The sequence below is a fragment of the Geomonas ferrireducens genome (assembly GCF_004917065.1).
Classification (GTDB): Bacteria; Desulfobacterota; Desulfuromonadia; order Geobacterales; family Geobacteraceae; genus Geomonas; species Geomonas ferrireducens.
Window position 1 is genome coordinate 740141 of the sequence record NZ_SSYA01000003.1, and the last position, 12601, is coordinate 752741.

Annotated in this window: 13 protein-coding genes; 12 read left to right on the forward strand and 1 reads right to left on the reverse strand. The window is 58.2% G+C overall.

All coding sequences use genetic code 11. The features are described from left to right. Window positions 1-464 precede the first annotated feature (464 nt). From E8L22_RS19060 to E8L22_RS19090, 7 genes are all read left to right on the forward strand, one after another. Entirely contained in the window at window positions 465-1064 is a 600-nt protein-coding gene (locus E8L22_RS19060) for a DUF502 domain-containing protein (RefSeq protein WP_136526692.1), read from the forward strand. Then, window positions 1048-1329, forward strand: a complete 282-nt coding sequence (locus tag E8L22_RS19065) for a hypothetical protein (RefSeq protein WP_136526693.1) — start codon at window positions 1048-1050, stop codon at window positions 1327-1329. Before E8L22_RS19060 ends, E8L22_RS19065 begins: the two co-directional genes overlap by 17 nt. 22 nt (window positions 1330-1351) lie before the next feature. Continuing rightward, window positions 1352-2317, forward strand: a complete 966-nt coding sequence (locus tag E8L22_RS19070; protein WP_136526694.1) for a D-2-hydroxyacid dehydrogenase — start codon at window positions 1352-1354, stop codon at window positions 2315-2317. 382 nt (window positions 2318-2699) lie between these two features. After that, entirely contained in the window at window positions 2700-2933 is a 234-nt protein-coding gene (locus tag E8L22_RS19075) for a hypothetical protein (protein ID WP_136526695.1), read from the forward strand. A 117-nt stretch (window positions 2934-3050) separates the two neighbouring features. Beyond that, entirely contained in the window at window positions 3051-4700 is a 1650-nt protein-coding gene (locus E8L22_RS19080) for an AMP-binding protein (protein ID WP_136526696.1), read from the forward strand. 122 nt (window positions 4701-4822) lie between these two features. Then, complete coding sequence (locus E8L22_RS19085; protein WP_136526697.1) at window positions 4823-6013, forward strand: M24 family metallopeptidase; 1191 nt, start codon at window positions 4823-4825, stop codon at window positions 6011-6013. A gap of 218 nt (window positions 6014-6231) precedes the next feature. Next, window positions 6232-7557: a citrate (Si)-synthase gene (locus E8L22_RS19090; protein ID WP_136526698.1), complete on the forward strand. Its 1326-nt coding sequence runs from the start codon at window positions 6232-6234 to the stop codon at window positions 7555-7557. A gap of 215 nt (window positions 7558-7772) precedes the next feature. On the opposite strand, the gene amrA is transcribed toward E8L22_RS19090, so the two are convergent. After that, entirely contained in the window at window positions 7773-8321 is a 549-nt protein-coding gene (gene amrA / locus E8L22_RS19095) for an AmmeMemoRadiSam system protein A (RefSeq protein WP_136526699.1), read from the reverse strand. A gap of 483 nt (window positions 8322-8804) precedes the next feature. On the opposite strand from amrA, the gene E8L22_RS19100 reads away from it, so the two are divergent. From E8L22_RS19100 to E8L22_RS19120, 5 genes are all read left to right on the forward strand, one after another. Next, window positions 8805-9014: a hypothetical protein gene (locus E8L22_RS19100; RefSeq protein ID WP_129126072.1), complete on the forward strand. Its 210-nt coding sequence runs from the start codon at window positions 8805-8807 to the stop codon at window positions 9012-9014. Window positions 9015-9162: 148 nt separating this feature from the next. Then, on the forward strand, window positions 9163-9576 hold the full coding sequence (ndk, locus tag E8L22_RS19105; RefSeq protein WP_136526700.1) for a nucleoside-diphosphate kinase: 414 nt from the start codon (window positions 9163-9165) through the stop codon (window positions 9574-9576). Window positions 9577-9642: 66 nt separating this feature from the next. Beyond that, on the forward strand, window positions 9643-10677 hold the full coding sequence (gene rlmN / locus E8L22_RS19110; RefSeq protein WP_136526701.1) for a 23S rRNA (adenine(2503)-C(2))-methyltransferase RlmN: 1035 nt from the start codon (window positions 9643-9645) through the stop codon (window positions 10675-10677). A 55-nt stretch (window positions 10678-10732) separates the two neighbouring features. After that, window positions 10733-11596: an S-methyl-5'-thioadenosine phosphorylase gene (mtnP, locus tag E8L22_RS19115; protein ID WP_136526702.1), complete on the forward strand. Its 864-nt coding sequence runs from the start codon at window positions 10733-10735 to the stop codon at window positions 11594-11596. An 83-nt stretch (window positions 11597-11679) separates the two neighbouring features. After that, a complete protein-coding gene (locus tag E8L22_RS19120; RefSeq protein ID WP_136526703.1) occupies window positions 11680-12597 on the forward strand; it encodes a PfkB family carbohydrate kinase in 918 nt (305 codons plus the stop codon). The last annotated feature ends 4 nt before the right edge of the window (window positions 12598-12601 follow it).

Below are 12601 nucleotides of genomic sequence, written 5' to 3' on the forward strand. Positions count from 1 at the left end.
TAGTTTTCGGGATGAAACGGCGACTGTTACTGTAGTTTTTGCGTCGTTAGTTGTCAAGAATTCCGGGGAGGCCAATACATGAGCTACGAAGCGCCGTCCTTGAACCTAGCGTTCCCCCCTTTGCGAAGGGGGCAGGGGGGATTTGCCGTGGCCGGACCATACAAGCGCCTGCTGTTGCTGCGATCACGCACCCTGCAATAGCAAATGACAGATAACGAACAACTTGCCCGTGAGGGAAGCGACTCCGTTCAACCGATTAGAACCAATGGATGACAATCAAATCCCCCCCGTCCCCCCTTCGCAAAGGGGGGAGCTCTAAGGCCACCGTTCTCAGCAAGAAAGAACAGCGATTGCCAGAAACGGTTCTTCCCCGGGATTAAGGAATGAACATCGCTACGGTGGGGAACACCGTTGACATTTCGGCCGCTTTTGTAGCATAACGCAAACGGAAGATAGGAGGCACAATGGAAAAACTCATCAAACATTTCAAGGGGCGCTTCATCACGGGCCTGTTCGTGGTCGTTCCCCTGGGCATCACCATTTTTATTCTGAAGTTCCTGTTCAACTTCGCGGACGGCATCCTCGGGTCGTACCTTGATTCGTTGCTCACCGCCCTGATCAACGACCACACCTATATCCCCGGCCTTGGCATGCTGACCGGGGTGATCGTCATCTACCTTTCCGGGCTTCTCGCCACCAACGTGATGGGAACGAGGATTCTCAGGTGGTGGGACGATCTCTTTTCGCGCATCCCCCTGGTGAAGTCGATCTACGGCTCCAGTAAGCAGCTCACCCAGGTTTTCAAGGACGGCAAGACCTCCTATCGTCGTGCCGTGTTCGTTGAGTGGCCACGAAAGGGGGTGCGTGCCGTCGGCTTCGTGACCGCTGAGGTCGAGCATGACGGCGAGAGGATGGTTGTGGTGTACGTGCCGACCATGCCGAATCCGACCTCCGGATTCGCACTCTTTTTCCATGAGGACGAGGTCGAGGACTGCGGCATGACGGTGGAGGACGCGGTTAAGTTCGTGGTTTCCGGCGGCGTCGTGGTTGAAAAAAACCTTTAACCAAAACCCGGCTCGCGCAAAGACGCAAAGCAAAACAAAGACAACAAAATCTCTGTCACGCAAAGACGCAAAGTCGCAAAGTCGCAAAGTAAAACCCGAAAGCCATTTAACACGGATGAATGGGATGAAAGGGATAAAACCTTTAAAAAAAAGAGACTTTGGGGTTAAACCAGAATCTTTTGTTGTGCTTGTCTTTGCGCCTTTGCGTCTTTGCGTGACAAAGATTTGTGCCTTTATCCCCTTTATCCCCTTTATCCCTGTTTGAATCGGTTTTGAGTGAGGTGGTCATGAAGATCGTGGTGCTGGACGGACACACCCTGAACCCCGGTGACAACCCGTGGGACGAGGTCGCTGCTTTCGGCGAACTCACCGTGCACGACCGCACCCCGGAGCATCTTGTTGCGGAGCGCTCCCGCGGCGCGCAGATCATACTCACCAACAAGACGCCGCTCACGGCAGCTACCCTGGCCCTGCTCCCCGAGCTTAAGCTTATCTGTGTCCTTGCTACCGGCTACAACGTGGTGGATCTGGCGGCCGCGGCGCGGCTTGGCATTCCGGTGGTGAACGTGCCGGAGTACGGCAGCGATTCGGTGGCGCAGCACGCCATCGCCCTGATTTTGGAGCTCACGAACCGGGTGGCGCATTATAGCGAGGCGGTTCACAGGGGGGATTGGACCCGCTCGGCGGACTTCACCCTCGTCGGGGAGCCGCTCACCGAACTCTGCGGCAGGACGATCGGGATCGTCGGGCTCGGACGCATCGGTGCGCGCGTCGCGGCCGTCGCACATGCCCTTGGCATGCAGGTCATCGCGTACAACCCGCGTCACCGTGCCGCACCCGGTGGATTTCCTGTTACATGGGTCGAGCTTCACGAGCTTTTTGGTCGTTCCGACGTGATAAGCCTGCACTGTCCGCTTACCGAGGATAATGCGGGTATGGTGAACGCGGAGCTTCTCTCGCTCATGCAGCGCCACGCGCTTCTTATCAACACCTCGAGGGGCGGGCTTGTAAACGAGGGGGACTTGGCCGATGCCCTGAACCGTGGCGTCATCGCCGGAGCCGCCGTGGACGTTGCCGCCTCAGAGCCGATCCCTGACGACAGCCCGCTTCTCACCGCAAGAAACTGCATCATCACCCCGCACATCGCCTGGGCCACCATGGCCGCCCGCCAAAGGCTCATGGCGACTACGGCGCAAAACATCGCCGCCTTCCTCGAAGGTTCCCCTCAAAACGTCGTGAACCAAAACCTGTAAGCATCTCACGCCCGTTCGCTTTGCTCACTCAAGCCGCAAAGTCGCAAAGATAATCAAAAACGAGGAAACCATTTAACAGGGATGAATGGGATAAAAGGGATGTACCAAGACAAAAGACTTTGGGGTTAAACCAAAATCTTTCGTTTCTGCTTGTCTTTGCGCCTTTGCGCCTTTGCGTGAGAAAGGTTTATGATTTTATCCCCTGTATCCCCTTCATCCCTGTTTGAATAGGCTTCTCCCCAAGGCTATGCGTCTTTGGTGTTTACGGCATAACCGGCTCCTGGTGAAGAGGGCCCGAGTCCTCCCCTCCCGTTTAACTGCCCGTTCGACCGCGTAAAAATGAGGTTTTCCGGCCCGCTCCACACCTTTTGTGGAAAGCGCTGTGGAAAAGACGTTGAAGGAGGGAGAAATGCTTTTTAAATTGGCGGTCTCTGCGTTTTGCCTAAAAAATAATCAGGTTGCTGCGAACGACGTTCCAAACATAGTGCCAATGATTTCAATGACTTACCCTAAAGTGGCGGAGTGGCGATGGAAAATCGTGTCAAGCTTTTTTTGCGCCGGAGTGGTGCCTGTTTCGGGCATGGTCCTTTCCCTGCTCAAACAAGCAGCAGGCTGACGAGCCATAAATCTTGACATGCCGCAGGTGCCTATGTTAATTGGACAAACCTTTTTTTTATAATGACTTTTTTCGGTTTTAACAACCGTTTGATACGGTGAAACACAGGGGGTGCCCATGACGCAAGAGATCAATCTGACAGTCGGAGCTTTGCTGGACGACATAGCGGGCAAATTTCCCGACAACGAGGCGCTGATCTACGTCGAGCGCGGCCTGCGCTACACCTGGCGCGAGTTTAATGAGCGCTGTCGCCAAGTGGCGAAGGGGCTTTTGCGCTTAGGGGTGAAAAAGGGCGATCACCTGGCGATCTGGGCCTACAACGTCCCTGAGTGGGTGACCCTGCAGTTCGCCACCGCGAAAATCGGGGCGGTGCTCGTTACCGTCAATACAAGCTATAAGTCCGCCGAGCTCGAGTACCTCCTTCGGCAGTCCGACTCGCGCGTTCTTTTCATGGTGCAGGGGTTCAAGGATACCAACTACGTCGAAACGCTGTCGAGCGTGGTTCCGGAGCTTGCGACGAGCAAGCCCGGTGAGCTTTCAAACGCGACACTTCCCTGTCTGCAGCACGTCGTCTTCATTGGGGATGGAGCCCCTGACGGGATGATCAACTTCGAGAAGATCGTCGAGCTGGGGCGCGATGTGTCAGACGCCGAACTCGCGGCCGTGGAGGCAACCCTGCACGTGAACGAGGTGATCAACATGCAGTACACCTCGGGCACCACCGGTTTCCCGAAGGGGGTGATGCTGACCCACCACAACGTGATCAACAACGGCTTCAACATCGGTGAGTGCATGCGCTTCACCGAAAATGACCGCCTCTGCATCCCTGTTCCCTTCTTCCACTGCTTCGGCTGCGTTTTAGGGGTCATGGCCTGCGTCACCCACGGCACTACCATGGTCCCGGTGGAGATCTTCGACCCCCTGAAAGTGCTGCAGGCGATTGAGAAGGAGCGCTGCACCGCGGTGCATGGCGTTCCGACCATGTTCATCGCCGAACTCGAACACCCTCGTTTCCAGGAGTTCGATCTCACCTCGCTTAGGACCGGCATCATGGCCGGCTCCAACTGCCCGATCGAGGTGATGCGCCGCGTCATCCGCGATATGCACGCAAGCGAAATCACCATTGCCTACGGTCAGACCGAATCGTCGCCGGTCATCACCCAGACCCGCACCGATGACCCGATCGAGCTTAAGGTCTCCACCGTCGGCAGGGTGCTTCCCAACGTGGAGCTGAAGATCGTCGACATCGAAACCAGCGCGGAACTCCCGCCGGGCAAGCAGGGCGAACTCTGCACCCGGGGATACCTGGTCATGAAGGGGTATTACAAGATGCCCGAAGAGACCGCGAAGGCGATCGACACGGATGGCTGGCTCCACACCGGGGACCTCGCGGTCATGGACGAAAACGGCTACTGCAAGATCACCGGGCGGATCAAGAACATGATCATCCGCGGCGGCGAAAACATCTATCCCCGGGAGGTCGAGGAGTTCCTTTACACCCATCCGAAGATCTCTGACATCCAGGTCTACGGCGTGCCGGACCGAAAGTACGGCGAGCAGGTCATGGCGGCCGTGGTGCTCAAGCAGGGGTGCGAGATGACCGAGGAAGAGGTGAAGGAATTCTGCCGCGGTAGGATCGCCAACTACAAGATTCCGAAATACGTTCGCTTCGTCGACTCCTATCCCATGACGGCAAGCGGCAAGATCCAGAAATTCAAGCTGCGCGAAATGGCGATACGCGAACTGCAGCTTGAGGAAAATGTCTGATCTTTACTGCAGATTCGCTAATAACCCCTTGATCTTACTGGTGTGCAAGGGTTGACGCGGCGCAGATTGTGAGTTATCTTTGCCTCTCTCCTCATGAGCATCATGAGGAGAGAGGAGGGGATATGCGGCTTACGCCGAAGAACGAACTGGAATACCGTTACAGGAAACTGCAAGTCGAGATGGCGGCCGCGGGCATGGACGCGGTCCTCATGGTGCAAAACGCCGACCTTTTCTATTTCACCGGTACCGTTCAGGCCGGTGTCCTCTACCTTCCCGTCTCAGGAAAACCGATCTACCTCGTGCGCCGGGACTTCATGCGCGCACGCATGGAGAGCGCCCTGGAAAATGTGGTGCCGCTTCCCTCGCTGGACCGGCTCCCCTCCCTGATCGCCGAGCACGGCGGTTGTGCGCCGCAGCGTCTGGGTCTTGAACTCGACGTCCTGCCGGTCAATCTCTACCACAGATACCTTTCACTTTTCCCCGACGCAAAGCCCATGGACGCCACGCCTCTCATCCGGCGCGTGCGCATGTGCAAGACCCACTACGAGATCCACATTCTGCAGGACGCGGCCGGTCAGGCCGACAAGGCTTACCGTCGCGCGCGGGAGGTGATCCGCGAGGGTATGAGCGAGGTTGATCTCGCCGCCGAGCTGGAACATGTCATGCGCGTCGAGGGACACCAGGGGTATGTAAGGATGCGGGCCTTCAACGGGGAGATCTCCGGCGTACAGGTCCTCTCCGGTGCCGATGCCGCCGCTCCCGCCTGCACCAATACTGCCTTGGGCGGCATGGGGCTTACCCCGGCGTTCGGCCACGGCGCGAGCTACAACAGGATTCGGCGCGACGAAGCGGTGGTGGTGGATTTCGCAAGTTGTTTTGACGGCTACCTGGTGGATCAGACCAGGATCTTCGCTATCGGTTCCGTTTCGGACCGGATGCGGAAGGGGTACGAGGACATGCTCCGCATCGAGGAACTGATGATGGAGATGGCCGTCGAGGGCGCCAGTTGGGGCTGTATCTATCGCGCCTGTCTTGAGCGTGCCCATGCCATGGGATACGCCGACGCGTTCATGGGCACCCCGGGCTGCCAGATATCATTCATCGGGCACGGTCTCGGCATCGAGATCGACGAATATCCGTTCATCGCCAGAGGGTTCGATGAGGAAACCCTGGAGGTGGGGATGGCCTTCGCCTTTGAGCCGAAACTGGTGTTTCCCGGGGAGGGCGCCGTTGGCATAGAAAATTCCTTTTATCTGTCAGAACAGGGGCTTAAACGACTCACTTTCTCAAATCAGGAACTGGTACTGCTCTAGGTTGGATTAAAATGTATGCAAAATAGTAAAACGGGATTTTTTTGTATTGAAATTGAGTCGGCTCAATGGTATACATTTGAAAAATCTTTGTATACAGTATACCTACCTCACGCAACCGGCCGAAAGTCAGTGTCAAAAGGCACGGTGTCCGCGGGCGATTTGATCAGTTAACTCGATCAGTATGTACCTCAACCCCAACAGAAAAGGAGATCTGGCACATGACGCAATTGAAAGAGAAGTTGTTTGAGAAGATCCAGGCACACCGCCCCCGTATCACCAAGCTGACCAAAGAGTTCGGCTCCGTCATCATCGACAAGGTGGACATCGGCCAGTGCATCGGCGGCGCCCGCGACATCAGGTCGCTCGTCACCGACATCTCCTACCTCGACCCGCAGGAAGGCATCCGTTTCCGCGGCAAGACCATCCCCGAGACCTTCGAAGCACTGCCGAAGGCGGCAGGCTCCGAGTACCCGACGGTCGAGTCCTTCTGGTACTTCCTGCTGACCGGCGAGGTTCCGACCCTGGAGCAGGTTGCCGCCGTTGAGGCCGAGTTCAAGACCCGTCAGGTGGTGCCCGAGTACGTGTACACCGTCGTGCGCTCGCTGCCCAGAGACAGCCACCCGATGGTCATGCTCTCCGTCGGCATCATGGCCATGCAGAAGGAGTCCAAGTTCGCTGCCTTCTACAGCGGCGGCAAGTTCAACAAGATGGATGCCTGGGAGTACGTCTACGAGGATGCAAGCGACATCGTCGCACGTATCCCGGTTCTCGCAGCCTTCATCTACAACCTGAAGTATCGCGGTGACAAGCAGATCGCCATCGATCCGAAACTCGACCTGGGCGCCAACTTCGCCCACATGATCGGTCAGAGCGAGCAGTACAAGGACGTGGCAAGGATGTACTTCATCCTCCACTCCGACCACGAGTCCGGCAACGTCTCGGCTCACACCACCCACCTGGTGCACTCCGCTCTCTCCGACCCGTACTACGCGTACGCCGCCGGCCTGAACGGCCTTGCCGGTCCGCTGCACGGCCTTGCCAACCAGGAAGTTCTCGGCTGGATCATGGAGTTCCAGAAGAAACTCAACGGCGCCGAGCCGACCAAAGAGAACGTCACCAAGGCTCTCTGGGATACCCTCAACGCAGGCCAGGTTGTTCCGGGCTACGGCCACGCCGTTCTCAGGAAGACCGACCCGCGCTACACCGCGCAGCGTGAGTTCTGCCTCAAGACTCCGGGCCTCAAGGACGACTCGCTGTTCAAACTGGTCGCCATGATCTTCGAGACCGCCCCGGGCGTTCTCACCGAGCACGGCAAGACCAAGAACCCCTGGCCGAACGTCGATGCGCAGTCCGGCGTCATCCAGTGGTACTACGGCCTCAAGGAGTGGGACTTCTACACCGTTCTGTTCGGTGTTGGTCGTGCCCTTGGCTGCATGGCGAACATCACCTGGGACCGCGGCCTTGGTTACGCGATCGAGCGTCCGAAGTCCGTTACCACCGACATGCTCGAGAAGTGGGCTGCAGAGGGCGGCAGGAAGATGTAATTCGCCGCTTAACGGCAAAGTTGAACAGGAAGGGGGCGCGTTTGCGCCCCCTTTTTTTTTAGCTGGCGGCTCGGCTGATGGCTGATGGCTGATGGGAGTGATGGGAGTGATGGGAGTGATGGACTCGGCGAGGACAGGGGTAGGTTAGGGCTAAAGCTAAGGCTAAAACTAGGTGGGGAAGGTGGGACCGCCGGTGGGGCGGCCCCATATCTGCATCACTGTTCTGCGAACACCTGGGCGCTAAAGACGTAAAGATCGGCTCCCTCTTTCCAGTCGTCTCTCTTCAGACCGGCCTTCAGCGCCGTCTGCATCAGGAAGGTCTCGCGATCCCATTTGTGCTCCACTGCTACCTGGGGCAGGAGCACCCCGCGCGAAAAGTTCTTCTCCAGATACAGGCCGTGTTTGCCAACCTCCACCTCTTCGGGGGACTCTATCTTGCTGAGGGGCGAGAGCACCGATATCTCCAATTCGAACTCAGCCAGGTCGTCCTCCTTCATCGGGTAGAAACGGGGATCCCTGGTTGCTGCGGAGGCGGCCATCTCCTGGACTAATTGATATAAGGGCTTGTCTGAGGTGAAGTTGCCAATGCAACCTCTAAGCGCCCCTTGTTTCTTGATGGTGACGAAACACCCCTGGGGCGCCAGCAGCCTTTCCCCGGTCACCATCTGCATCTTGAGTTTTCCGGTCTGGACCGTAGACGTTACCGCTTCGCGGGCCAGATGGAGAAGAAGTTTCTTGTCTGAGGAATTGAGCGTTTCGTTCACGGGTCCCCCTTGGTGGCGTAGCTCCGGCGCGGGGCGGAGAGAGATTGGTCTAAAGTAATATATTCAGTCTCTGTTTACAAGAACTATGCACCCTTCTTCCACCGTTTTTCGCCTTTATCAAACCCGATCATGACCGTGAGGGGGATGTCGGAGGGCGACACGTGGCAGCTGTCTTCCCGTGGCCACCTGTTGGACGCTTTTCATTCCCCTGGGTGTTGCTCCACGACCCGGTTTCGGGGGAGGAGTCATCCGCAGTAGGTTGCTTTCCTTCGCATTTATCGCAATATTGTAGAGTTTGCATATTTGCGCTGGCCGATCAAAAAGTTTACAAAACAGGCGTTAATAATTTTTTGCATTCCCCACCTTTAAAAAGTGTTGACTTTTACAGGAATGCTAGTATATTCGCCATTTGTTGTCGTACGAAAAAAACCATGCGCTTTGCGCAGTAATGGTAAATCCAAAAGAAAAGAGGTGATATCGTCAATGAAAAAACTGATCTCCTTCGCACTTTGCCTGGCCCTGGCCCTGTCCTTCGCTGCTGGCTGCAAGAAGAAAGAAGAGGCTCCGGCTCCGGCCGCTGAGCAGGCTGCTCCGGCTGCTCCGGCGCAGGCTCCGATGTCCTCCGCTAAAGCTCCGGAAGCTGCTCCGGCTGCTCCGGCTGCTCCGGCTCAGGCTCCGGCTGAGAAGAAGTAAGCTGAAACAGGGTCGCCCTGTTTCGCGAAGCCCACAGATCGCTCTGTGGGCTTTTTTTGTACCTCTATCCGGCCATTTGCCTTGACAACGGCGGAGCCGGAATGCTAATTAGATGGGTCGTCTACTATAAATAATCTCGGAGGAAACAATGGAAAGAACATTTGCCATCATAAAGCCTGACGCAGTCGAGAGAAACGTGACCGGCAAGGTCCTCGCCATGATCGAAGAAGGTGGCTTCAAGATCGTCGGCATGAAGAAGATCCTGCTCTCCAAGAGCCAGGTCGAAGGGTTCTACTACGTTCACAAAGAGCGTCCGTTCTTCGGCGACCTCTGCGCGTTCATGTCCCGCGGCCCGGTGATCACCCTGGTGCTGGAGAAGGAAAACGCCATCGCCGACTGGCGTACCCTCATGGGTGCAACCAACCCGGCCAACGCCGCGGAAGGTACCATCCGCAAGTCCCTGGGTGTCAGCATCGAGGAGAACACCGTACACGGCTCCGATTCCCCCGAGTCCGCTTCCTTCGAAATCCCGTATTTCTTCAACCAGCTGGAACTGGTTTAATCCGAAGCCGGTTCAGGACAGACCAAGAGCCCTTCGCGAGAAGGGCTTTTTTAGTATCAAGTGGGCATGGAAAAGACCGATATCAAGAATTTGACCCTGCAGGATCTCGAGGCGTACATCTCGGGGCTCGGCAAGGAACGCTTCCGCGCGAAACAGATCTTCAAGTGGCTCTACCAGATGGATGCCATGAGCTTCGACGAGATGACCAACGTCTCCAAGGAGTTCAGGGCCGTTCTGCAAGAGCGTGCCGAGATCAGCAACCTCATCCCCGAGGCGGTCGAGGCTTCCGCGGACGGCACGAGGAAGTACCTCTTCCGTCTTAAGGACGGCTCCGCCGTGGAAAGCGTACTCATCCCGGACGAGGGGAGAAACACCCTGTGCATCTCCAGCCAGGTCGGCTGCGCCATGAAGTGCGCCTTCTGCCTGACCGGCACCTTCGGCCTTGACAGGAACCTGACCACCGCCGAGATCGTGAACCAGGTTTGCGCGGTGAAACGCGAACACCCGGTGAACAACATCGTCTTCATGGGGATGGGGGAGCCGCTGCACAACCTTGGCGGCGTCATCCCGGCGGTGAAGATCCTCACCGACCCGGACGGCTTCCAGCTCTCCACGCGCAAGGTGACCGTCTCCACCTCGGGGCTCGTCCCTGAGATGGCGGAGCTTGGACGCGGCTGCACGGTGAACCTTGCCGTCTCCCTGAACGCCACGACGGACGAGGTGCGGGACCAGATCATGCCGATCAACCGGCGTTACCCCCTGAAGGAGCTCCTGGCCGCCTGCAAGGCGTTCCCGCTTCCCTCCAGGCGCTGGATCACCATGGAGTACGTCATGATCCGGGACCTGAACGACACGCTGGAGGACGCGAAAAGGCTCGTGCGCCTGATCAGCAACATCCCCTCCAAGGTGAACCTGATCCCGTTCAACGAGCACGAGGGGTGCGGCTTCAGGACGCCGACCCAGGAGAGCATCGACCGGTTCCACAAGTACCTTTTGGACAAGAACGTCACCGTGATCACCCGCTCCAGCCGCGGTGGGGATATCTCCGCCGCCTGCGGGCAGTTGAAGGGGAAGTTGGATAAAAAGGACGAGGCAGACTAGCGCCGCCTGAAGGGGCGCTCCGTTTATATTAATTCAATGACGCTGGGAGGAAGCTATGGCTAACGAAGTAATCGGTGTGATCGGCGGCAGCGGACTGTACGAGATGGAAGGGATGACCGGGGTGAGCCAGGTCACCGTGGATACCCCGTTCGGCAGGCCCAGCGACGAGTACGTCACCGGTACCCTTGACGGCGTACAGATGGTCTTCCTGCCGCGCCATGGCAAGGGGCACCGCTTCACCCCCTCCGAGGTGAACTACCGCGCCAACGTCTACGGCATGAAGAAGCTCGGCGTCACCCGCATCATCTCCGTCTCGGCGGTGGGGAGCCTGAAGGAGGAGATCGTCCCCGGGCACATCGTCGTCCCGGACCAGTTCATCGACCGCACCCGCGGTTTCCGTAAGGACTCCTTCTTCGGCAACGGCGTGGTCGGCCACGTCCAGTTCGCGGACCCCGTCTGCGGCGAACTCTCCGACATCCTGTACCGGGCGGCCGGTGAGGTGGGGGCTACCGTGCACAAGGGGGGATGCTACGTCTGCATGGAGGGACCGGCCTTCTCCACCCGCGCCGAGTCGCACCTGTACCGCTCCTTCGGCGCTTCCATCATCGGCATGACGAACCTGACCGAGGCGAAGCTCGCCCGCGAGGCCGAGATCTGCTACGGCGTCATAGCCCTCTCCACCGATTACGACTGCTGGCACGAGTCCCACGACGACGTCTCGGTGGAGGCTATCATCGAGATCATCAAGAACAACGTGGCCACCGCGAAAAAGATCATCCGCCAGGCGGTGGCGCAGGTTGCCGCCGGCCGCGGCTGTGCCTGCGGCGAGGCGCTCAAGTACGCGGTGATCAGCGATACCTCGGTCATCCCCGTCGAGACCCGCGAAAACCTCGAGCTCATCCTCGGGAAATACCTGTAGAACGACAACGTGCCGCCGGGGCTTCCCGGCGGCTTCTTCTTATCCGCAGTCGCACCCCATCCCGCACCACACCGGAGGCTTTCATGAGCATACTTGTCGTAGGCTCCGTCGCACTTGATTCCGTAGAGACCCCGTTCGGGGTAAGAGACCGCGTCCTTGGGGGCTCCGCCACCTATTTCGCCACTTCCGCCAGCTTCTTCACCGACGTGAACCTCGTGGCCGTGGTCGGGGAGGACTTCCCTGAGGAGCACACCCGCTTTCTCTCCTCGCGCAACATCGATCTTACCGGCCTCTCCCGGGTCCCCGGCGAAACCTTCCACTGGAAGGGGCGCTACGGCTACGACCTGAACGAGGCGCAGACCCTGGAAACCCACCTGAACGTGTTCGAGAGCTTCAAGCCGGTGATCCCCGAAGCTTATGCGGACGCGCAGTACCTGATCCTCGCCAACATCGATCCCGAGCTGCAGATGGAGGTGCTGAACCAGGTGAAGAGCCCGCGCGTGGTCGCCTGCGACACCATGAACTTCTGGATCTCCTCGAAGCCTGAGGCGCTCAAAAAGGTGATCAGCCGCGTCGACTTCCTGATCATCAACGAGGGGGAGGCACGCCAGCTCTCCGGCGAGGCGAACCTGGTAAAGGCCGCCCGCGCCATCATAGGCCTCGGCGTGAAGAACCTCATCGTGAAGCGCGGCGAGTACGGGGTGCTCATGTTCAACGGGCACTCGGTCTTTGCCGCCCCCGCGTTCCCGCTCGAGGAGGTCTTCGACCCGACCGGCGCAGGCGACACCTTCGCCGGCGGTTTCATGGGGTATCTCGCCAACACCGGTAACCTCTCCGAGGAGGGGATCCGTCAGGCCGTCATCTTCGGCTCGGTGATGGCCTCCTTCAACGTGGAGGACTTCAGCCTCGAACGTCTGAAGACCCTCAGCTACCCCGAGATCGAGGCGCGTTACCGCAGCTTCAAGAACATGACCCATTTTCAGGGCGTAGGTGAGCTGTAGCGCC